This window comes from Ktedonobacter sp. SOSP1-85 (assembly GCF_016587415.1).
Classification (GTDB): domain Bacteria; phylum Chloroflexota; class Ktedonobacteria; order Ktedonobacterales; family Ktedonobacteraceae; genus Ktedonobacter.
This window is the reverse complement of sequence record NZ_BNJI01000003.1, coordinates 1989439-2009220: the sequence shown is the minus strand read 5'-3', so window position 1 is coordinate 2009220 and position 19782 is coordinate 1989439. Positions and strand designations below refer to the sequence as shown.

The window sequence follows — 19782 nt, the reverse complement described above, 5'->3', positions numbered from 1 at the left end:
AGAAATTGAGCAATGGCGCAGTCCGTTGGAACGTAGGGGGCGCAGATGGAAAGCAAGATCCGCGTCTAATACTTGACCTGGCGCTCCTCACGATGCTCCAGACGATGGATTCTGTTGAACCTCCAGCAGATCCTATAAAATATGTCGTCAAGAATGCGCGGCAATCTCGGCAGGAGTAGAGGTTAGCCAGTGATGGATATTCATCCAGCCAACGCAGCCGACCCTCGCCTACAACAATATGTCTCAATGGGGAACTTATCTCTTCGGGATCAACTGGGCCTATGGTGAGATAGCTATTGTCGTCCACAGCATCTGGAGCGCGGCCATTCCGATCCTGCTCACAGAGCTGTTGTTTCCTGCACAGCGTACTATACCTTATCTGCGACGTCCTGGCCTCATCACGGGTATCTGGTATGTACTTGGCATCGCTCTGATTGGACTCTGCGCCCGAACGACCTATCCATATAGCACACACCTGGCACGGTGGCAGTGATTGCACTCATACTTGTAGTAGTGGCACTGTTTGTGTTGCTCAAGCAAACCTCCCGGGCAAAATCTCAGGGCAATGCGCCATCACCGCTGATGGTTATGCTGATTATTGGCATCGGCGCATTTGTAGGACAGGCGCTGGCTTCCCTGCTCTGGCGCCTCCAACCAGCATTTGCAGCCTTCCCACTCGTCCTGTTTCCACTGCTGGGAACGCTGCTCGTGATTGCGGCAATGATCTGGTTGGTGCGCAGATTCGCACAGGCTCACAATTGGACGGATTGCCACCATCTGGCCTTAGCCAGCGGTGCATTGATTGCCCACATAGTGGTCGGAGGTCTGATTTTCAGCGACACCATGGCAGAGGGCATGGCCATCGCCGCACTCGGGCTGGTGGTGATCATTTTGCTGATGCTGTTCGCGATTCAGGTGCGCAACCGCGTCACGGATCCCATGAAGAGCGATGACGGAGCTAGCGAGGCAGCTCGATGTGGTACATGATGAAGCCACGATTCTCAGCCACCTTGTCGTACAGATGCCGTGCCGTGCTATTGGACTCATGAGTGTGCCGTGTATACTGGCACACTCATGAGCCTGAGCCCACTCTGTAACAGCCGCAATCAATGCGCGGGCGATGCCCTTACCACGTGCTTCCTGGGCGGTGAAGAGGTCCTGAAGATAGCAAACATCCGGCCCCGACGTATTGGGATGGATGAAGAAGTGTGTGATGCCAACAAGTCTGCCATCCAGCCTCGCCCCGAAGGCGTGCAGACGCGTATCCTCCTGAAACTCACACCACGCTCGTTCGTACATCTCGGGCGGCACAACCCACTGGTAAAAGTCGATATATGCGCGGAACAAGTCTTCCCAGACAGCCCTGTCGGAGGGCTCTAGCTTACCGATACTGATCATAGAGTGCTCTCCAAGTTATATGATGATACAATCATCCTAGCGCGCTTTCTTCTCCTGCACAAGCATCCAAATATGCTCTCTTCAGGCAGTCTGGAAGCTCTGTATGTGCTCAGAAATGAACGCGGCGGCCGTACAAGGCTTGTGGCCTGTAACCTCATCCACAACCGGGGTAACAAGGTCCCCACCACCCTGACGATAAAACTGTAGCAACGTCACAACCGCGTGCGCCGTCCAGGGGGAGTAAAGCCCCAGGAGTGCTTTTTCTGCCTCCTCGTCAGAGATGGTTGCGTAGCAAACCGGGGTATGCAATAACGAAGAGAATATCTCCGCCAGTTGTGTGCACGTGATCGCCTCTGGACCGGTCACATCATATTCCTTGTACTGATATTTCTCCTCGCCGAGCAGATGTGCCGCAACAACGCCGATATCACGTGCATCAACGTAGCTCATACGCGCATCCGCCAGCGGAGCATACATCATCCCCTGAGTGATAATTGGCCGGGCATACATTAGCTCAAAGTTTTGCATCAGAAAAAGTGTACGTAGAATAGTGTACGGTACCCCTGAGGCACGAATTGCGTCCTCAGCTTTCCCATGATATTGCAGTAATGGGCTCAACGATTGAGGGTCCGCCCCTATTTCAGATTGTTTGACGAGGTGACGTATACTGGCTTTTTTACTTTCCTGCGCCCATAGCACCTCGGTTTCTAAGAGATGCTCTGCGACCGGAGTAATGAGATAAACACTCTCGATTCCTTGGAGCGCCTGCGCAACGCTTACTTTCTTCGTCATATCACCTAAAAAAGCTTCCACCCCCTGAGCTTGTAGTTTCGCAGCATCAACAGGTTTACGCACGAAGGCACGTACTGAAACCTTCCTTGCCAGAAGCTCTTTGATAACGGCCTTCCCAACAGCACTTGTCGCACCTGTCACAAGAATCATCGCTCATATTCCTCCTATCCTTCATTCGGTGTTTTCCAGGTTTCCGACCAGGTAGGTTCCTGCCACATCACACTTGTCGCATGGACACGAATCAGAACTTCTCTCATTCCTGGCTGAAGTTGTGGTGCATCTTCGAACACCATTTGATCAGGACCACGCTGAGCATACAGGCGAATAGCTTTCATCGCTCACATGTCCCCTTGTTATTCCTCATTTCTCCAGCGCATTTCCAGACGGATCTCTCCAGCAGGACCGACACATGACCCAACGAAATGCCGCAGACGCTGAAAAGCCTTGAGCTAAAGGGGAGCTTCTGAATGGATATGTGCCTGCATGTGGCGCTGAAATACTTTACATGGCAAAACTGTAGCATGATGATGGCCCTCCTACAAGGGCTATTTTTGGTAAAAGTATGGGGCCATTTTATAAGTGAAGCACGTGTGCCAGTTGATGAACGCCAGCCTGAATCTCCTGCTCATTCACTGCCCCATAGCCAAGCACGAGACCACCTCGCTGAGGTGATCCCAGCGCCAACCTGGAAAGAGACATGACTTCAAGTCCACGTACTCTTGCTCGTTGTGACATCCGCTGGTCATCCATTTCTGGTGGGAACCAGCACAGAAGATGCAAGCCTGCCTGAGGCGGCTGTACTTCCACCAGGTCTCCAAGTTCCTGCTGAAGCAATTCGATGAGTATGGCTCTTCTGGCCGCATAGATCTCTCGCATATGCCGGATGTGACGCAGAAAATGCCCTTTGGTGATAAATGCTTCCAGGATCAGCTGCTCAAGAATAGGCACATGGGTGTGCGTACAACTGCACAGATTGGTAAAAGGTGATACCAGTTGAGGCGGCACGATCAGATACCCTATGCGTAATGCCGGAAAAAGAACTTTGCTGAATGTTCCAATGTAGATTACTCGCTGAGCGGTATCGAGCCCCTGTAACACATCGAGGGGTCGACCGCTGAAGCGGTAATCACTGTCATAGTCATCTTCGAGAATCCAGGCATTGGCCTGGTTCGCCCATTGGAGGAGGGCAACGCGTTGCGACAGATGCATGGTGACACTCGAAGGAAATTGATGGGATGGAGTGACGAAGGCCAGGCGAGCTTGTGGATAGCGCTCTTGTCCGACTTCGACATTCATCCCTTCTGACGTCACAGGGATAGGAGCCAGTTGTGCGCCAGCATTACGTAGGGCTTGTTGCGCTCCTGGATATCCTGAATCTTCAATCCAGGCAAGCTCCCCCGGATTGAGGAGGAGGCGGGCTGCCATATCTAACGCTGATTGCGCGCCTGGCACAAGAAGAACTTGCTCTGCCAGGCAATGCGCGCCTCGCGTGATGCTCGCATGAGAGGCGATCGCTTCGCGCAATGGAGAGTAACCCGCAACCTCCTGATAATCGGCCACGTTTCTGAGCGTCGATCGTGCGCAGTGGGCAGCAATCTGGCTCCACTGCTGAAAGGGAAATGCGCGTAGCTCCGGGACGCCCTCGCGAAAAGCGCGTGGAGTATTCGGTCGAGGATAGGTCAGCGGAGAGCGGACAGGTGCCTGGCGCGTCAAATCCTCTCCCAGGTGAGATAAGGAGAAGGGAGCGTGTATGCTCTCGTCAGGAGCTGTTTTCTTCTGGGGAGCTGCGCCGGGAATGAAAAAGGTCTCAGGAAGGTCACATGCCACCCTGGTCCCCTGGCCGACCATTCTCTCAAGATATCCTTCAGCACAGAGTTGTTCATAGGCATTACTTGCTGTATTACGAGAAATACCTAATTCACTCGCTAAAACCCGTGTTGATGGGAGGCGTTGACTTGGTTGTAATTGACCGCTGAGAATAGCATGGCGTAGTCGATCATACAACTGGCGGTGCAACAGCATGCTTAATGCCCGATTCAGTGCAATATCTGCCGCAATTTGCGGTACGCGGTGGTGTCTCTTCACCATGACGAAAGAAGCTACCTTTCCCAAAATGGATCCATACTCCCTACAAAAATGACCCTGGAAGATATCCCCTTTCTAGAGTATGCTTCTCTCACAAACCATAGGTGTAGCACATACTCAGGAGGTTTCACAGCATGAAAGCGATGTGGTTTGACAATCGGGAGGGGCAGCAGGTGGTAGTAAGCGTGAAGAGTGGTTCTTCCCACGGGATGCGCAACGAGCTGTAAGCAAGCTAGTAAAGTAAAAAAAAGAAGACCTCTCATGAGAGAGCAATTCACTCTCATTATGACTAGAATGACTATCCAGCAAGCTCGTATTTGTTTGATATGTTCAGGTAAAGGAGCCGAGAGAGAATGAAAGCAGCATATATTACTGCTCAGCAAGGTGGTCCAGAAGTGATCGAGTATGGGGATGTGGGGCAACCTCACGTTGGAGTCGGTGAAATTTTACTTCAAGTGCATGCTGTTGGTATTTCTCCGCAGGAGCTCGAATGGGTTCCAACGTGGAAGACTGCCGATGGGCAAGAGCGTGCGAAGCCCATCATCATGGGTCATGAGATTTCTGGTTCAGTTGTTGCATTAGGTGAGAGTGTCACAGCATTTCACGTAGGTGACGACGTCTATGGACTGAGCAGTTTCTGGAGAAATGGTGCCCAGGCTGAATATACCATTGTCAAACCAGCTGAAATTGCCCAGAAGCCTCGTCGTCGTAGCCATATTGAGGCAGCGACGTTACCGCTTTCGGCACTGACTGCCTGGCAAGCATTCTTTGAGCAGGGATCGCTGAAGCGGGGACAGAAAGTCTTGATTCAAGGCGCTGCTGGTGGTGTAGGAAACTATGCTGTGCAGATCGCGCATTGGGTTGGCGCGCAGGTGATCGCAGTCGCATCAGCACGGCAACATGAGTTTTTGCGTGAACTTGGTGCAGATCAGCTTATCGATTACACAACGATGCGTTTTGAAGATGTTGTCAACGATGTTGACTTTGTGTTGGATACCATTGGTGACGATACCCAGAAACGGTCATTTAAGGTACTGAAAAAAGGCGGTATCCTGGTTGGTATTGCTGGCGAGCAGGAGAATAGGATCTTTGAGTGGGCGAAGCAATATGAACGGGATGCGAAGTGGTTTATTGTTCGCCCTAACCATGAGCAACTAGCACGCATTGCCGAGTTCGTTGATGAAGGTCATATGAAACCTGTTGTGAATAGCGTCTATCCATTAGCTGAAACGCGTCAGGCATATGAGCATAGTTTGAGTGGCCATATGCGTGGCAAAGTTGTCATCCAGGTGGTGGAGTAGCCTTACTCTTCCTTAGCGTGGTTTTTCGTTCTATTCATACTCAGGGGCCTCACATGACTGTCATTGTAAGGCCTCAAAGGATGCTGTACCCTATTGCGTATGAGCTATCAGATCAGATTACTCTCGCTTGCAGAACCTCATCATGGCTTCTCAATGGGTGATTGTGTCCATCTACATCGTTGTGCTTCCAGCTTGAGAAATTCCTTGGCAAGCAGGTTTGTGCTGACAGGAGCTACAGGCAACCTATGTGGTGTGCTGGCCGCTAGAGGATGATGAGTACGGATAACCGTCACGATTAAAGAATAATACAAGGAGATAGATATGACCACGGCAAGTACCGAAAAAAATCCCTCGACTGGCCTGACCGTCGAAGTATTTGGACCCACTGTCGAGTTTCTGACAACGGAAAGTGGCTTCAGCGTGTTGAAAGGGGTTGTCCCACCAGGCGTCTTTGTTCCCATGCATAGTCACCCTGATGTGGAGGACTTTATCGTTATTTCTGGTGAAATGCAGTGTCTTAAACAAGAGACAGAAAGCCACGAGTGGATCACAGCGAATGTAGGGGATTATATCCACGTGCCTGGGAATGCACGGCACGCATGGCGCAATGCCTCCAATGAGCCAGCAATCCTGCTCATCATCACAACCAATAAGATGGAACAATTCTTTAGAGAGTCGGGAAGATCGATAGATGGTACGCTTCAGCTACCCACACCGGAGGAACTGGGGAAGTTTGCGGCTATCAGTGCCAAATATGGTTATTGGATTGCTACCCCAGAAGAAAATGCAGCAGTCGGAATACACTTTAGTTTCTAGTCTATCGCGTAGACATGTGGTAGAGCTATATTAAATGGTGACGGCATCCTTGTTCGAGTTCATTTTCACAAGTTTTTCTGCGTTCTTCACCAGATCGTGTGGCTCTACCAGTTTCTGGAGTCAACAGGTAAAAGGAAAAATTTCATGAGTACATATATACTGATTCATGGAGCTTGGCATGGTGTATGGGCCTGGTACCATATCGCTCCGTTACTTCGAAAACAAGGTCATAAGGTGATTGTTCCTGATCTGCCCGGATTTGGCCGAGATCGTAGTATATCTCCATCTACTGGAACGTTGCGTATCTATACCGACCATCTCAGTCACATCATTAAGGAACAAAACGAACCTGTTATTCTTGTGGGTCACTCGATGGGTGGCATTGTTATCAGCCAAACAGCAGAAGAATGCTCGGAGTCGATTCAAAAGCTCATCTACCTCGCAGCATTCCTTGTTCCCAACGTCACGACCTTACACGAGCATGCACAAAAAGATAAAGATGCTATTATACTTCAGAACACGCATATTAATGAAACACAAGGCGTGAGCGAAATTCCTGTAGAGAGAGTAGCCGACCTCTTTTACCATGATTGTCCTGAAAGCGATATTACGCTGGTCCAAATGCTTATCGGGCCAACTCCCCTGGAACCTTTTTCTGCGATTGTCAAGACAACTGATCGCTTTGCTCGTATCCCGCGTTTCTATGTGGAAACTCTCCACGATCGGGCGAATAGCTTGTATATGCAACGGTATATGCAACGAAACCTTCCCTGTGAGCGCGTGTTCTCTTTATCAACTGGTCACTCTCCTTTTTTCGCAGCACCTAACAAATTGGCAGAGATACTCTTGTCGCTTGCATAGCGACAGGCGGGGAGACTTCTGACATTCTTGGGCTTTAACCTGCCGCAAGCCATAGGTTTAAACCCGTGGTCAGGCGCTTGTGGCTTGAGCCCTTGCGGTTTTCTCAAGGCAGAGGCATATTTGAGCACGGAAATCATTTAGCTTGCTCTTCAAGTGCTTACGTCGGAGGGCCAAACCTGCTCACTTGGTGGTTCTGGCTTACTCCTGGTGATACTGCTCATCTGCTACTGGCGACAGAAGAATGGGTTTTCATCTATGAGTTTGCCCTCTTCGCTATAACGCATGAAGAACAACCCCACTACCCGACGTGAGAAAAGATCCACAATCGCGGCTACATAGAGCCAACCCTCGACAGTGGAGACCGCTTTGGTATCGGTGACCCAACGCGTATTGGGCTGTTCCACTTCGAATTCCCGGTTGAGAAGATTGGGAGCAAAACGTCCCTTGGGGTCGCACTTGGTGGCGGGCTTGCACTTGCGCTTGACGTATGCACTGATCCCTAACTGCCGCATCAACCGCTGAACCCGCTTGCGGGAGGTTTGCACTCCTCGTTCTTTGAGGATAGCATGAATTCGTGGGCTGCCATAGACCCGCCGATGCTCCAGGAAAATCTGTTGAATGTCGGCGGCCAGTCTGGCATCTTCTCGGCAATGCTGGGAAGCCTCTCGGGTTTTCCACGCATAATAGCCACTCTCAGAGACGTCAAGTGCCTTGCAAAGCAACGTGATCGAGTAGGTGTGTTGGTGCTCTGCAATGAACTGAAACCTCAGAGTTGGGGGCGCGAAAAGATGCCTAGTGCTTTTTTTAGTATATCACGCTCCTGGCGCAAGAGGTCGTTTTCCCGCTTCAACTGGCGGATTTCTTCCTCCTGAGGGGTCTGGTGACCGCTGCCAGGAAAGGCTTGCTCTCTATGCTCGGAAAACTGCTTACACCAATGATGCAATGCACTGTCAGAAATGTCCAGGTCTCGTGCGATTTGGGCGAGTGGTTTCTGGCGAGATTGGACGAGTTTCACCGCTTCTCCCTTAAATTCTTTGGTGAATTTCCGCTGCGGTTTTCGCATGATCTTTCCCCTTCTCTCTGGGTTCACTTCTTGAAGTTTACTTTCCCCACTTTTTTGGGTCAAGACCAGGTGGGCAATGGATGCCGTCGAAGATGGCGCTCTGGTAGAACTGGCATTGCGCATGGCGATCGCTAGACGCCAGCCGGAGGTGGGGCTACTCCATCATTCAGATAGGGGAAGCGAGTTTACGTGTGAGCGTTATCAGACTGCCTTGCGTGAGCTGGGGGGATTGAGGTCAGTATGAGTCGCACTGCCAATTGTTGGGATAATGCGCCGATGGAGTCCTTCTTTGCGACCCTCGCCAAAGAGTGTACCAATCGAGTGCGTTTCCAGGCCAGGCAGCAGGCCCGCTCAGCCATTTTTGAGTACCTGGAATGCTTCTATAACCCCATCCGGTTGCACTCGACACTCTAGTATGTTAGTCCACTTGCTTTCGAGCAAGCACATCAGTCGAAGAGGAGTTGATCTCCACATTTCAAGCGTCCATTTTTCTGGGTCAATTCCAGATCGTTGTGCACCGTTTTTGTAAATTCACGGCAAAATGGTTCGTCTCATGTTGAGGGAGGGCCAGGATAGGTGGAAAAATCGCTCATAGTGATAGACCATATCCACGTATCCTACTCGTCCCTCGTGTATAGTAATAGTAAATGGTTCATAATGTAATCCAGCAGATAAGAGCTCGACGCAGAGCGAGTGGATGTGCCCTGCATGCGGATCAACGCCTGACTGGGGTGAGCGGGAGGGCAAGGTCAAGTGACTGACTCCCACCTCTACGATGGTTTTCCCTATGATAGCATGTGTGCTGACCAATAAAAGGGAATATCGTATGTGAAGGAGGCGACCAGCGGACCAGTCCTCACCTCTTGAAGGAATGGAAATCACCATGGCTGGAGTATCTCATCCGGCAGAAATAACAATCGCCCTTGTCCACGGTGCCTTCGTGGACGGGTCCGGTTGGGAGGGCGTCTATAAGATCCTGAAGAAGGACGGCTGCCCTGTCGCCATCGTCCAGAATCCAACGATCTCGCTGGCCGACGATGTCGCCGCAACCAAACGCATTGTTCACGCGCAGACCGGCCCGGTGATTCTCGTCGGCCACTCCTACGGAGGAGCGGTGATCACCGAAGCTGGCAACGATCCACAGGTCGTGGGGCTTGTGTATATCGCAGCCTTTGCCCCCGACACGGGCGAGTCCGTGTCCACACTTCTCAAAGATGCCCAGCCTGGCACGCCTGCATCCTCAATACTGCCACCCCAGGATGGCTATCTGTACCAAGACAAGGCCCGGTTCCCTGCCTCGTTTGGGGCTGACATGGACGAAGAAAAGGCCGTCTTCATGGCCGATTCGCAAGTCCCGTGGGGCGAGGAGGCGCTAAACGGCATGATCAGCGAGCCAGCGTGGAAGAGCAGGCCGAGCTGGTACCTGGTCGCCACAGATGACAAGATGATCCCACCGCCAGTCCAGCGTTTCATGTCCAAGCGCGCAGGTTCGACCGTCGTCGAGGTAGCGGGCAGTCACGCAATCTACATCTCGCAGCCACATGCGGTGGCTGAGCTCATCAAAAAAGCCGTGCAAGAATTTAAGGGGTCGGTGATCTAAGCTGCCATCGAATTTACAATATGGGTGTGCAACAGGTCGCTTCTGGCGCGACTTCACTTTGAAAGAGCCGGTTGATTCCTAACATTCTCACCGAATCCCCGTGTTTCGGCTCAAATATCGTCGAACATTCACGTTATTTACCACTTCTACCGTCTCTACAGGTAGTAGGAAACTTTCCTCTCTCGCCCTTTTTCACGCTCCTTCTCCTCCCTTCTCGCCGGATCACCGTTTGCTTTCCACCACCTTCTTGCCCGATGCTTTCCTTCCCTCTCATGCTCTGCAGTTATGGCCGCCTTCTCGCAACACGCAACGCCTTTTCCACTCCCTCCACACCCATGCTCATCCATACTCACACACGCGAAACAACACAGAGGGTCGCTTGGTCTCCACACGCACATGCACCTGATACCCTCCCTCTACAACGTAGAGAAGGGGAACAAGGGGCAGCAACGATCATGAGGGCCTCATGCTCCCAGGCTCTCCCAGGCTCACAGCGCACAAAAAACAGAGCACGCTCTCTGCCATGCTCTGTTCCTGGTGGACTTCTTCTTCTCGTGAACACTGATGCAACCTCGTCGATCGTTGCCGACGCGACTGCCCTTCTCTCTCCCCTCTCTGCTCTCACTCGAACAGACCTTTTCCTAAACCACAGAGGGAAAATCACGTTCTCGCCGGATCGCCGCTTGCTTCACGCCACCTTCTCGCCGGATTGAGCGTCTTTTTCTTTGGGATTTCTCCCCTCTTCCAGGCTCATCGCCTGTCATGTTCTTTGGGATCGGACAGTAATATATTATGTTACTTTTACTACAAATAGCATATTAAGTTACTGCTTCTATATAACATAATGTTGCCAATACATTAGTCATCAGGGTAGCAAAAAGAGAGGGAATCATCATCAAGAGGTCAGAGGCTATAGGAATTATAAAGAGAGAAGGAGCAAGCCAAGGAGCAGATTTCCTCTGGCTCGCACATTCTCTCTCTTGGCTGCCCAGGTCATGACTCCCCAACGGGTTGTTCGGCTCCTCGGCAATGTGGATCATCTCCGTGATGAGTTCGAGCTTTCGGTTAAAGGATGGAATCCAAGGAATGCGCCAGGGTGCTCCACATTGAGAAGATAGAGGCATCCTGGCACGGTTCTAGAGAAAAGGATTCAAAGATCTTGCTGCTCATCAATCTGCGCCCAAAATTCCTCTCCGCCAGGAGGAAGAGGATCCTATGGTAGAGAAAGGCATCGATGATAGACACAGCCTTCTGATTCATAGTAGGGTGAATCTCATTAAAGAGAGAAGTGAAAGCTGTTTTCCAAAGAGGTTAACGTACGTATGCAAACGCTACTCCAAAATACTGTCCATCGCCCCTATCCCTTGCCCGATACGTGCTGGATCATGACCCAGACCTGGAACGATCTGCTCTTTTCACACTGGCCAATTAAGCCTGCTCAGTTGCGATCTCTGATTCCGCCGGAGCTGGAAATGGACACCTACGATGGCGAATGCTGGGTTGGGGTAGTTCCCTTTAGCATGGCACATATTCGCCTGCGCACCCTCCCCGAGATTCCCGCAAACTAACTCAAGGGATGCTTTACCTCTATTGGTGGCTTTTATTACAACAAAATGGCTCAGACCAGATGTGGCATGTCCACATTTGGGTAAGTTCTCGATAACGGGTATGTGAACATCAACGATCTAAATCCTGATCTTCGTCCTCATCTGCCAACACGGACTCAAACTGTTGATTGCCAAATAAAACTTCGGTTTGACAGGCACACCGAATGTGTCCCAGAGCCGTATTCTGACAAACAACACGTGTCCAGATGCTTCAACACGTCTAGCAGATTGGTTAGTTGAAAATGCTATGGCACGAGGAAGCGCCGGGCCTCCTCGCGCCATAGCTAAATGCTCAGAAAGCGCCTACTCCTTTGCGCTGCTCTGCCTCGCCAGCCAGTCGCGAATATACTGCTCGTGCTCGTCGTAATGCCCGCTTGGCTCGCTTAGCCATGTGATGATCGTGTACCCTCCTAACCATTCGTATGGCGTCTTCAATTCCTCCTCGCTCAGCTTTTCGAGATACTCCATGACCTGCTGATGCGTTGCCTGAAATTCGGATAGCACGTCTGCTAGCGAACGGTCCTTGTTTTGCAGGTAGACCTGCTGGTTGGTCTTATCTCTCACTTCTTCGGTACTCTCAAGTCCTGGATTAGTCCAGCTCGTACCCTGCTGGATCGCTTTCAACATTTCAAGCAGGTTCACGCGCTCCCAGAACGTCAGATGGGCGATGTGATCCTTGACCGACCAGTCGCCATTCACCCCCGGCATTTGTATCTGCTGCTCACTCAGACCTGCGATCAGCGCATCGAAATGCATATAGAGCACACGTCTCATTTCTAAAAGTTCTGCTTTACTTTTCTGTTCCGTCATCGTTTTAGCTCCTTCTACATCTTTCAACTTCTTGCTTGAGTATAGCAGCGAATACGGTTATACCGCGTCCTAATTGAGACAAACATTTAGATACAAGGCCAATCCTTGGTCGAGAAACTGACGCATAAATTGGAACTCCGTCAACTTTGATGAATACCGTCTGCTTATTTAGAGATGGCTTTTTGCTGAGAGGAAAGAAGAAAAACTGAAGAATTTCTACACTGCTTGGGAGAGAAGCTGTTGGCGGAGGAGGGGAAGAAGGCTCGGCCATAGCCCTGACGTTTGATGAGTTTGAGCCGATGGACATGACCCTCGACGAGGCCATTTAAACGAACTGTCAACTACACCCAATAACACGAATGGTGAGCATTGCTTTACCGTTATCCATCCTTTCCATCCTCTCTGCGGCCACAGTTTTCCCCTGCTCTCGCAGAGCCGGGCCTGGGGAGAGGAGCGCGTCTTCTTTGCTGATCTGCAGACTCATCAGATCCGCTCGCTGCCCCTGGCCTGGACATCTCTCGCTCCTCCTGATCCCTTTCTGGTTGTTGCAGCTGGAAAAACGGTGCTTCGTTTTGAAGACATAGGACCTCTCAACCAGATGCTCAACGTTCTCCCGGCTCACCAGAAGGAGGATCAGTAAGATGAGGCAGCAGGTCACCGCTCACCACCTTCGTCGTCTAGCATGTCTGTATGTGCGGCAAAGTACACTCCAACACGTCTTTGAGAATACTGAAAGTACTGCTCGCCAGTATGCGCTCCGTGAACGTGCACTGGCACTCGGTTGGAGCGAGGAGCGGATCATGGTGATCGATCAAGATCTGGGTTATTCAGGTGCCTCAACCGTTGATCGCCTGGGGTTCCAGCGCCTGGTAGCTGAAGTCGGCCTCGGACAAGTCGGGCTGGTCTTGGGGCTGGAGGTCTCTCGGCTCGCGCGCAACTCCAGCGATTGGCATCATCTGTTAGAAATTTGCGCGCTTACCCAGACCTTGATCTTGGATGAAGAGGGTCTCTACGATCCCTCTACCTTCAATGATCGGCTTTTGCTCGGACTCAAGGGGACGATGAGTGAAGCAGAACTCTTTGTGCTGCGTGCCCGCCTACAAGGCGGCATTCTCAACAAAGCGAGGCGAGGTGCGCTCAAACTAACCTTACCCATTGGGTTTACCTACACCGAAACGGACGCTGTGGTGCTTGATCCCGACCTGCAAGTGCAGGCGAGCATTCGCGAGGTCTTTCGCAGTTTTGCGCACACCGGCTCCGCTTTTACGACGGTCCGTCACTTTCGCCAACAGCATTTGCTTTTCCCGCGCCGTCTGCGTCGTGGGGCGCATCGCGGAGAACTCGTCTGGGCAGAGATTGAGCACCATGATGTGTTGCGGCTCTTACATCATCCAGCCTATGCAGGAGCCTATGTCTACGGACGTACCCGCACCACCAAGACTGCCGATGGCAAGCTCCATATCCAGGATGTTCCCCGTGCCGACTGGATCGTCCTTGTGCATGACGCTCATGTGGGGTACATTAGGTGGGAAGACTTTGAGAGAAACGAGGCGCAACTTGCTTTGAACAGTCAAGCCTATTCACCCCAACGCTTCTCCCCACCACGGGAGGGGCCAGCACTCTTGCAGGGCCTTCTCCTCTGTGGGGGCTGCGGTGAGCGGATGACAGTGCGCTATCATCAGCGAGGAGGTCAGCGCATCATACCAGACTATCTCTGCCAGAGCCAAAGCATTGCTCAGGGCCGTGCCCCCTGCCAACGCATTCCTGGGCGAGATCTGGACAGGGCGATTGGGGCAGTGCTCCTGGAGCGCGTGACTCCTGAGGCGCTGGCCTTGACCCTGGCAGTGCAAGAGGAAGTCATCCAGCGCGCGGATGAAGCACGTCGCCTGCGACATTTGCAAGTGGAGCGTGCGCAATATGAAGCGGAGCTCGCCCAACGCCGCTATCTCAAAGTCGATCCTGACAACCGCCTGGTCGCAAGTGTCTTAGAAGCGGAATGGAACGCAAAACTGCGTGCGCTAGAGGAAGCACGGGCTATTGAAGAGCGCTACAACCAGAGTGATCAGCAGCGAGTGAGCGAGGAAGAACGTGCGGACATCGAGGAGGTACCCGAACGGTTTCACCAGTTCTGGAATGATCCCAAGACCACGGCGCGCCAACGCAAACGTGTAGTTCGCCTGCTGATTGAAGATGTCACTGTTCACAAAGCCGAGCAGATTGTCGCGCACATTCGCTTCAAAGGGGGAGCGACCCAGACCATCATGGTACCCCTGCCTCCTCCCTTTGCGCAATCCCGCTTGACACCACCAGAGACGCTGGCTGCCATGGATCGCCTGTTGGAGGAGTACACGGATGCAGAAGTCGCAGAGCAGCTCAATCAGCAAGGCTATCGCACATTCGATGGCCTCCTCTTTCAGAGGACGCATGTCTATCAGCTTCGTCGGCATCATGGTCTTTCTGATCGATACGCACGCTTGCAAGCACAGGGCTTGCTCACCGCAGAGGAACTAGCGCACTCCTACGGCGTCACAGCTCAAACAATCTGGCGCTGGTATCGCCAGGGGCGCATTGCTGGCGCACGATACAATGATCGGGGATCGTGCCTCTTTCTTCCCAAGGCTCGTCAACCACTCCTGACTGACGACTCAAAATGATACTGATCCAAGAGACGAGGTGCATTATGCAACGTGATCGTTACTGTAAGGGAGCGTAAGAGCGGCCTGAACAGGAGCTAGATCTCGTTCAATTCCTTTGCCAAATTGGATGAGTTCAGCAATATCGCTCTTGCGTACTTGCTCTAGCCAGACTTCTAGATGCGTTCCTGTACGTTCTCTTACCATCTTCACAAACGCCTGAACCAATTGATAGGCTGTTTCAAGGGCAGGGAACCTGTCGAATGAAGGCAACTTGTTCTTGCTCCTCTGGTTTCAATTCATCAGGAGAGCGGATAGACAACCAAACTGCCTGCTTGGCTTGACATTGATCAAATGGCCCTGGGGGAGGTGCTGTCTTTCTCGGTCGTCGCTTTCTCGGAGCAGGCTGGTCTTCCTCGCTTGGAGGGGGACGCCAGCGATCTAGATACCGGTAGAGCGCCCGAATGGAACCTGTGTATCCTTTTTCCTGAAGCTCCTGGTAGAGGTGCACTCCCTGTTGTTCTCCTTCTTCCCAGCGATGACGTAGGTAGGAGGCATAAGCATCAAGCGGGCTGGGACGTCTCCGCCTGGGGCTGGTGTTTACCCCATCGGCAAGCCATTGGCGAACGGTTCGCGCAAAGAGACCCACGCGAGGAGCAATCTCGGAGGAAGAAAGTCCCTGCGTTTGAAGCTGGAGCATCTGCTGAGAGAGATAGCTAAAAAATTGAGCCATATTTAGCTCTTCCTTTCTTGGCCGGGCAGGAGATAGCCGCAATGCTGGAACCATTCCTGTGTATCCTGAGCCGTGATAGTGAGTAATGCTTGCCCAATGGCTTCTTCCAGCGCTTCTCTGGTCCTGGCACTTGCTCGCCTCTCCGTCGCTCGAACACGGGAATCGGATCATGAGGGGAGCGGTGAGGGAAAAGAAACGCTGTCCTTGCTCTTGAGCACATCTCCAAAAATTCGCCTGCCAAAGCCTTGACAACCGACGAGAGATCCTGTATGCTGTTTTCATGTTAATAGTTAACATGGAAACATTTTATATAGAAAATATTTCCACAGAAAGGAGCTATATGGATTTACCTCTTGAAGAAAATCGTGGTCGGCTCACGTACTGGCTTTTCTATGCCGAACGCTGTGTCACCGCTGCTTACGCAGAAGTGCTGCGAGCTCATTGCGAGGAGCGTGGCAAACCGTATGTCGTCACTCCCCCACAGTGGGGTGCCTTAGCCTTGTTGCTCATGCAGGATGGCATGACTATTGGGACTATGAGTCAAAAGCGGGGTGTTGATGCTCCGGCAGCGACCGGGATTATCACGCGGCTGGAGCAGACCGGGTTGGTGGAGCGACGACATAATCGGGAAGACCGCCGGGTCGTCAAGGTCTATCTCACCGATGAGGGCCGAGACATCGCGCACACGCTCGTTTCTGCCGTGGAGGACTTCGAGCAACGTCTGAAACAAGGGTTTGCTGAGGGCGAACTGAATCATTTCCTGACACAGCTCCACCAGCTCATTCTGGATGCTGCCGAGATCGGAGGAGATGCGGGCGATCGCATCACGCTGCCAACCGCTGGAGGGTGATGCGACAAACGTGCCAGGGTAGACGTGTTCTCTCTCCTCGTACGAGGCGGGCTCTGCTGAAAATGACAACCGTATGAGCGGAGGACTGGTTGTCAGAGAAAGGAAGGGAAATCTATGAGTATCGCATTGTGGATTATTCGGGGCTTGCTGGCCCTGGCATTCCTCCTCACTGGATGGACGAAGACCTTTACCCCGATGGGGCGGTTGGGAAGCTATATGGTCTGGGTCACGGTCACGCCGACTGCTCTGGTCCGCTGGATTGGGATCGCCGAACTGGTGGGAGCGATCGGACTGATCCTGCCCGTGCTCACCGGAATGGTTCCCTGGCTCACCATCGCGGCGGCAATCGGGCTGGCTGTGGTGATGGTCAGCGCCGCAGTCTTTCATGCTGCACGCAAGGACTCTCGCGAAATGGGCCTGACGCTCGCGCTTCTGGTATTGATCCTCTTCGTGGTGGTTGGTCATGTCATCTGGGTACCGTTGGCTTGAAAGCGGACATCGAAGACGAATACCGGTCATGCTGAAAAAACGAGAGGTGCAGGTGTCTCGCGATTCCACTTGCGTGTGCTCTTCCTTCGTAATACATGACATGACATGAAAGAAAAAAGAATGACGACGCTTGCTCTTGTCCTTGATCTTGTGAATGTGTTCTTCGCTGGAATGCTGGCTGGCATCGAGTTCGTGATCCACTACGGGGTGCGCGAGCCCGTCGAGCAGCTTCCCGACCGCTCGCAGCTCCAGCTCCGTCAAGCACTGGTCAAGAAACTGCGTGTGCTTGTCCCTACCTTTTTTGCGCCCGCAGCAGTCTTAGGGATTGCTCTGACGTTTCTCAACACAGCCACGCCTGGCTTTGTGTTCCGGTGCGTGGCGGTAGTTGCCCTGTTCACCTGGATCGTGATCCGGGTCATTGGCACCGTCCCGATCAACAGTGCCACGGTCGACTGGCAGTTGGACGCGCCACCCCAGAATTGGAAGGCGCAAGTCACCCACGCGGAGCGCTTCCATATTGTGGGGGTCTGGGCCGCGGTCCTCACCTTTGCGTGCGCCTTGATTGCCGTGGCACTCAAGCTGACTGTTCATTGAGTGAGGAGCGTGCCGCTTCTCTGCGCGCGTCTGGGGGCCTTTCACTCTGGAAGCGGCACGCTTCTGCTGTGGCACACGGGGGACGGCCTCAGAATCCGAAGAATGGACCATCCGAGGGCGTGAGACGATGGGACCTCTCGTCTCACGTTCAACGAATATGGATGGATGAGAGGTCTTGAAGGATTTCCCTGCAACACAAAGGAGATATTGATGACAGAGGATACAAACACCGCTTTACACGATCTCGTGAGACGCACCTTCGCCACACTTGAGGCCAAGGATCTGGAGGCAATGATACACCTGTTCGCTGAAGACGCAGTCGTCATCGACCCTTATTTTCCGACGCTGCAGATGCAAGGGAAAGCGGCCATCAAGAGGGGCTTCCAGGGAGCGATGAGCGGTATGCGCACCTTCGGCTATACTATCGTCACCTATTGCGAGTCCGAGAACGGGCAGTGTGCGGCAGTCGAGACGGCAACGCACCATGTTCTCAAACAAGGAATGAAGCGGGACTTCCCCCAGGTTTTCATCTTTGAAGTGGCAAATGGGGCTATTACGAGACTGCAAGCCTACGAACCGTACGGGCCACATGGGATCTTGGGGATGTTTTTGTCGTTGGCACGCCTTGCCAACAGATTCGTGAACGGGTGATTTTCCAGAGCGGTCCATGGCATCCCTCGTAACCAAAAGCAAGAGGAGAAAGAAGCGAGAGGGAATGAAAGCATACTCACAAGATTTGCGCGAACGAGTCCTGCGAGCCGTCGATCGAGGCTGTCCCAGAACTGAGATTGTCCGGCTCTTTGGCATCTCGAGGGCCTCCATCAAGCGGTACATCAAGCAACGCCGAGAGAACGGGCCGCGTGGCGAGAAAAAGCCAACAGCCTTCCAACAGATGCGTTGGTTTTTATTGATGAAACTGGCTCCAACATTGCCTTGACGCCTGTGTACGCTCGTGCGCCCAAGGGGGAGCGAACGAGCGGAAAGGTGCCGCAGAACCGTGGCAAAAATACCCCCCTGATCGCGGCCCTTTCTCTTGCTGGTATGGGAGCCGCCATGCTCCTGGAAGGATCAGCCAACACGATCGCCTTTGAGGTGTATGTCGAACAGATTCTAGCTCCCAGCCTCCACGCAGGGCAAATCGTGGTCATGGATAACCTCCAAGCGCACAAAAGCGCACGGATCAAGCAGGCTATCGAAGCGAAAGGTTGTCAACTCCTCTTTTTACCAGGGTACTCACCTGATCTCTCTCCTATTGAAGAAGCGTTCTCGAAGCTCAAAACGGCCTTGCGACGAACAGGAGCCAGAACCAGAGAAGCGCTGGAAGAAGCCATTGGGCAAGCATTACGGCTGTGTTGCAAAGAGAAAGCTGATCTGGTAGAGTGGACCCAAAAGAAGGATCGAAGAGGATCTCTCATGACAGAACAACATCTCTTCAAATGGCGCCACTTCGAAACAGCGATCATTCTGTTGTGTGTGCGCTGGTATTTAAGGTACGCTTTAAGCTACCGCGATCTGGAAGAGATGATGCGCGAGCGGGGTCTGCAGGTTGATCATACCACCATCTACCGTTGGGTCCAGCGCTACGCTCCCGAGTTGGAGAAGCGCTGCCGTCCTCATCTGAAGATCACGAGCGATTCTTGGCGCGTTGACGAGACGTATGTGAACGTCAAGGGCGTCTGGATGTACTTGTATCGAGCGGTGGACTCCCAGGGGAATACGCTCGAGTTTCATCTGAGCACTACTCGTGATACGCAAGCCGCCAAGCGCTTTTTGGGGAAGACTTTGAATGCTTCCCACACAATCATCCCCCGCGTTATCACTGTAGACAAAAACGCTGCCTACCCAAAAGCGCTCAATGAACTGAATGCAGTCAGTGCTGTTCCGGCTTCTTGTGAACTCCGGCAGAGCAAATATCTCAATAATCTGGTCGAACAGGATCATCGGTTCATCAAACGACTTGTCAAGCCAGGCATGGGCTTCTTTTCGTTCGAGACCGCGTGGCGAACGCTACAGGGATACGAGGTGATGCACATGATGAGAAAAGGACAAGTGCAGAAGGTGGACAAAGGAGATAGCCTCAGTCAAGCAGCGTTCATCGCAAGGCTGTTTGGGGCAGTGGCCTAAGCTCAGCAAGATGGGAATACCTCTCA

General features: G+C 52.5%; 24 protein-coding genes and 2 pseudogenes. 17 read left to right on the top strand and 9 right to left on the bottom strand.

Annotated features, from left to right (window positions below; translation table 11 throughout):
* Positions 1–238 precede the first annotated feature (238 nt).
* Complete coding sequence (locus KTE_RS46845; RefSeq protein WP_201394397.1) at positions 239–493, top strand: hypothetical protein; 255 nt, start codon at positions 239–241, stop codon at positions 491–493.
* A complete protein-coding gene (locus KTE_RS48675) occupies positions 490–987 on the top strand; it encodes a hypothetical protein (RefSeq protein WP_236601041.1) in 498 nt (165 codons plus the stop codon). Before KTE_RS46845 ends, KTE_RS48675 begins: the two co-directional genes overlap by 4 nt.
* On the opposite strand, the pseudogene KTE_RS50420 reads toward KTE_RS48675, so the two are convergent.
* The 4 genes and pseudogenes from KTE_RS50420 to KTE_RS46820 form a co-directional block, all read right to left on the bottom strand.
* Positions 959–1398: pseudogene (locus tag KTE_RS50420) on the bottom strand (GNAT family N-acetyltransferase). The gene KTE_RS48675 and the pseudogene KTE_RS50420 sit on opposite strands and share 29 nt — an antisense overlap.
* Before the next feature lie 81 nt (positions 1399–1479).
* Positions 1480–2340, bottom strand: coding sequence for an NmrA family NAD(P)-binding protein (locus KTE_RS46830; protein WP_201394390.1), 861 nt, complete (start codon positions 2338–2340; stop codon positions 1480–1482).
* Positions 2341–2354: 14 nt separating this feature from the next.
* Positions 2355–2525 carry a zinc-binding alcohol dehydrogenase family protein gene (locus KTE_RS46825; RefSeq protein ID WP_201394388.1) on the bottom strand — a complete coding sequence of 57 codons (171 nt, stop codon included), beginning with the start codon at positions 2523–2525 and terminating at the stop codon, positions 2355–2357.
* A gap of 238 nt (positions 2526–2763) precedes the next feature.
* Positions 2764–4278, bottom strand: a complete 1515-nt coding sequence (locus KTE_RS46820; protein WP_201394386.1) for a PLP-dependent aminotransferase family protein — start codon at positions 4276–4278, stop codon at positions 2764–2766.
* Between the two features lie 350 nt (positions 4279–4628).
* On the opposite strand from KTE_RS46820, the gene KTE_RS46815 reads away from it, so the two are divergent.
* The 3 genes from KTE_RS46815 (at position 4629) to KTE_RS46805 (ending at position 7253) form a co-directional block, all read left to right on the top strand.
* The gene (locus KTE_RS46815; protein ID WP_201394384.1) at positions 4629–5576 is read left to right on the top strand and encodes an NADP-dependent oxidoreductase; all 948 of its coding nucleotides are present in this window, start codon (positions 4629–4631) and stop codon (positions 5574–5576) included.
* Positions 5577–5897: 321 nt separating this feature from the next.
* Positions 5898–6392, top strand: a complete 495-nt coding sequence (locus KTE_RS46810; RefSeq protein WP_201394382.1) for a cupin domain-containing protein — start codon at positions 5898–5900, stop codon at positions 6390–6392.
* A 144-nt stretch (positions 6393–6536) separates the two neighbouring features.
* The gene (locus KTE_RS46805) at positions 6537–7253 is read left to right on the top strand and encodes an alpha/beta fold hydrolase (RefSeq protein ID WP_201394381.1); all 717 of its coding nucleotides are present in this window, start codon (positions 6537–6539) and stop codon (positions 7251–7253) included.
* 224 nt (positions 7254–7477) lie between these two features.
* On the opposite strand, the gene KTE_RS46800 is transcribed toward KTE_RS46805, so the two are convergent.
* Together KTE_RS46800 and KTE_RS46795 are read right to left on the bottom strand one after the other, a co-directional pair.
* Complete coding sequence (locus KTE_RS46800; protein ID WP_236601071.1) at positions 7478–8008, bottom strand: IS3 family transposase; 531 nt, start codon at positions 8006–8008, stop codon at positions 7478–7480.
* Positions 8009–8019: 11 nt separating this feature from the next.
* On the bottom strand, positions 8020–8316 hold the full coding sequence (locus tag KTE_RS46795; RefSeq protein WP_201394378.1) for a transposase: 297 nt from the start codon (positions 8314–8316) through the stop codon (positions 8020–8022).
* 228 nt (positions 8317–8544) lie between these two features.
* Here KTE_RS46795 and KTE_RS46790 point away from each other — a divergent pair, with 228 nt between their 5' ends.
* From KTE_RS46790 to KTE_RS46780, 3 genes are all read left to right on the top strand, one after another.
* Positions 8545–8730, top strand: coding sequence for an IS3 family transposase (locus KTE_RS46790; RefSeq protein ID WP_255553099.1), 186 nt, complete (start codon positions 8545–8547; stop codon positions 8728–8730).
* A gap of 469 nt (positions 8731–9199) precedes the next feature.
* Positions 9200–9916 (top strand): alpha/beta hydrolase, encoded by a 717-nt coding sequence (locus KTE_RS46785; protein ID WP_201394374.1) that lies wholly within the window; start codon positions 9200–9202, stop codon positions 9914–9916.
* A 1322-nt stretch (positions 9917–11238) separates the two neighbouring features.
* Positions 11239–11484 carry a DUF2071 domain-containing protein gene (locus KTE_RS46780; protein WP_236601039.1) on the top strand — a complete coding sequence of 82 codons (246 nt, stop codon included), beginning with the start codon at positions 11239–11241 and terminating at the stop codon, positions 11482–11484.
* A gap of 342 nt (positions 11485–11826) precedes the next feature.
* On the opposite strand, the gene KTE_RS46775 is transcribed toward KTE_RS46780, so the two are convergent.
* The gene (locus tag KTE_RS46775; RefSeq protein WP_201394372.1) at positions 11827–12333 is read right to left on the bottom strand and encodes a ClbS/DfsB family four-helix bundle protein; all 507 of its coding nucleotides are present in this window, start codon (positions 12331–12333) and stop codon (positions 11827–11829) included.
* Between the two features lie 334 nt (positions 12334–12667).
* On the opposite strand from KTE_RS46775, the gene KTE_RS50415 reads away from it, so the two are divergent.
* Both KTE_RS50415 and KTE_RS46765 read left to right on the top strand, forming a co-directional pair.
* Positions 12668–12973 carry a DUF5372 family protein gene (locus tag KTE_RS50415; RefSeq protein WP_201394639.1) on the top strand — a complete coding sequence of 102 codons (306 nt, stop codon included), beginning with the start codon at positions 12668–12670 and terminating at the stop codon, positions 12971–12973.
* Position 12974: 1 nt separating this feature from the next.
* Positions 12975–14987 (top strand): recombinase family protein, encoded by a 2013-nt coding sequence (locus KTE_RS46765; RefSeq protein ID WP_201391430.1) that lies wholly within the window; start codon positions 12975–12977, stop codon positions 14985–14987.
* 24 nt (positions 14988–15011) lie between these two features.
* Here KTE_RS46765 and KTE_RS46760 read toward each other — a convergent pair whose 3' ends face one another.
* Positions 15012–15173: a hypothetical protein gene (locus KTE_RS46760; RefSeq protein ID WP_236601038.1), complete on the bottom strand. Its 162-nt coding sequence runs from the start codon at positions 15171–15173 to the stop codon at positions 15012–15014.
* 34 nt (positions 15174–15207) lie between these two features.
* Positions 15208–15699, bottom strand: coding sequence for a hypothetical protein (locus KTE_RS46755; RefSeq protein WP_201394368.1), 492 nt, complete (start codon positions 15697–15699; stop codon positions 15208–15210).
* 340 nt (positions 15700–16039) lie between these two features.
* Here KTE_RS46755 and KTE_RS46750 point away from each other — a divergent pair, with 340 nt between their 5' ends.
* The 7 genes and pseudogenes from KTE_RS46750 to KTE_RS46720 all read left to right on the top strand — a co-directional run bounded on the left by KTE_RS46750 (position 16040) and on the right by KTE_RS46720 (position 19756).
* Positions 16040–16549, top strand: coding sequence for a MarR family winged helix-turn-helix transcriptional regulator (locus tag KTE_RS46750; protein ID WP_201394366.1), 510 nt, complete (start codon positions 16040–16042; stop codon positions 16547–16549).
* Between the two features lie 114 nt (positions 16550–16663).
* Positions 16664–17038 carry a DoxX family protein gene (locus tag KTE_RS46745; protein WP_201394364.1) on the top strand — a complete coding sequence of 125 codons (375 nt, stop codon included), beginning with the start codon at positions 16664–16666 and terminating at the stop codon, positions 17036–17038.
* A gap of 120 nt (positions 17039–17158) precedes the next feature.
* Complete coding sequence (locus KTE_RS46740; protein ID WP_201394362.1) at positions 17159–17632, top strand: hypothetical protein; 474 nt, start codon at positions 17159–17161, stop codon at positions 17630–17632.
* A gap of 210 nt (positions 17633–17842) precedes the next feature.
* The gene (locus tag KTE_RS46735; protein ID WP_201394361.1) at positions 17843–18283 is read left to right on the top strand and encodes a nuclear transport factor 2 family protein; all 441 of its coding nucleotides are present in this window, start codon (positions 17843–17845) and stop codon (positions 18281–18283) included.
* 16 nt (positions 18284–18299) lie between these two features.
* Complete coding sequence (locus tag KTE_RS46730; RefSeq protein ID WP_307812084.1) at positions 18300–18569, top strand: helix-turn-helix domain-containing protein; 270 nt, start codon at positions 18300–18302, stop codon at positions 18567–18569.
* Positions 18521–18919, top strand: a pseudogene (locus tag KTE_RS46725) (IS630 family transposase); the annotation flags it as partial. The gene KTE_RS46730 and the pseudogene KTE_RS46725, both read left to right, overlap by 49 nt.
* Positions 18920–19045: 126 nt before the next feature.
* On the top strand, positions 19046–19756 hold the full coding sequence (locus KTE_RS46720; protein WP_201394637.1) for an IS6 family transposase: 711 nt from the start codon (positions 19046–19048) through the stop codon (positions 19754–19756).
* Positions 19757–19782 lie beyond the last annotated feature (26 nt).

Coding starts and splice junctions, on each gene's coding strand:
- KTE_RS46845 (WP_201394397.1), top strand. CDS start 239: ATGTCTCAATGGGGAACTTATCTCTTCGGGATCAACTGGGCCTATGGT.
- KTE_RS46830 (WP_201394390.1), bottom strand. CDS start 2,340: ATGATTCTTGTGACAGGTGCGACAAGTGCTGTTGGGAAGGCCGTTATC.
- KTE_RS46825 (WP_201394388.1), bottom strand. CDS start 2,525: ATGAAAGCTATTCGCCTGTATGCTCAGCGTGGTCCTGATCAAATGGTG.
- KTE_RS46820 (WP_201394386.1), bottom strand. CDS start 4,278: ATGGTGAAGAGACACCACCGCGTACCGCAAATTGCGGCAGATATTGCA.
- KTE_RS46815 (WP_201394384.1), top strand. CDS start 4,629: ATGAAAGCAGCATATATTACTGCTCAGCAAGGTGGTCCAGAAGTGATC.
- KTE_RS46810 (WP_201394382.1), top strand. CDS start 5,898: ATGACCACGGCAAGTACCGAAAAAAATCCCTCGACTGGCCTGACCGTC.
- KTE_RS46805 (WP_201394381.1), top strand. CDS start 6,537: ATGAGTACATATATACTGATTCATGGAGCTTGGCATGGTGTATGGGCC.
- KTE_RS46795 (WP_201394378.1), bottom strand. CDS start 8,316: ATGCGAAAACCGCAGCGGAAATTCACCAAAGAATTTAAGGGAGAAGCG.
- KTE_RS46785 (WP_201394374.1), top strand. CDS start 9,200: ATGGCTGGAGTATCTCATCCGGCAGAAATAACAATCGCCCTTGTCCAC.
- KTE_RS46780 (WP_236601039.1), top strand. CDS start 11,239: ATGCAAACGCTACTCCAAAATACTGTCCATCGCCCCTATCCCTTGCCC.
- KTE_RS46775 (WP_201394372.1), bottom strand. CDS start 12,333: ATGACGGAACAGAAAAGTAAAGCAGAACTTTTAGAAATGAGACGTGTG.
- KTE_RS46765 (WP_201391430.1), top strand. CDS start 12,975: ATGAGGCAGCAGGTCACCGCTCACCACCTTCGTCGTCTAGCATGTCTG.
- KTE_RS46760 (WP_236601038.1), bottom strand. CDS start 15,173: ATGGTAAGAGAACGTACAGGAACGCATCTAGAAGTCTGGCTAGAGCAA.
- KTE_RS46755 (WP_201394368.1), bottom strand. CDS start 15,699: ATGGCTCAATTTTTTAGCTATCTCTCTCAGCAGATGCTCCAGCTTCAA.
- KTE_RS46750 (WP_201394366.1), top strand. CDS start 16,040: ATGGATTTACCTCTTGAAGAAAATCGTGGTCGGCTCACGTACTGGCTT.
- KTE_RS46745 (WP_201394364.1), top strand. CDS start 16,664: ATGAGTATCGCATTGTGGATTATTCGGGGCTTGCTGGCCCTGGCATTC.
- KTE_RS46740 (WP_201394362.1), top strand. CDS start 17,159: ATGACGACGCTTGCTCTTGTCCTTGATCTTGTGAATGTGTTCTTCGCT.
- KTE_RS46735 (WP_201394361.1), top strand. CDS start 17,843: ATGACAGAGGATACAAACACCGCTTTACACGATCTCGTGAGACGCACC.
- KTE_RS46730 (WP_307812084.1), top strand. CDS start 18,300: ATGGCATCCCTCGTAACCAAAAGCAAGAGGAGAAAGAAGCGAGAGGGA.
- KTE_RS46720 (WP_201394637.1), top strand. CDS start 19,046: ATGACAGAACAACATCTCTTCAAATGGCGCCACTTCGAAACAGCGATC.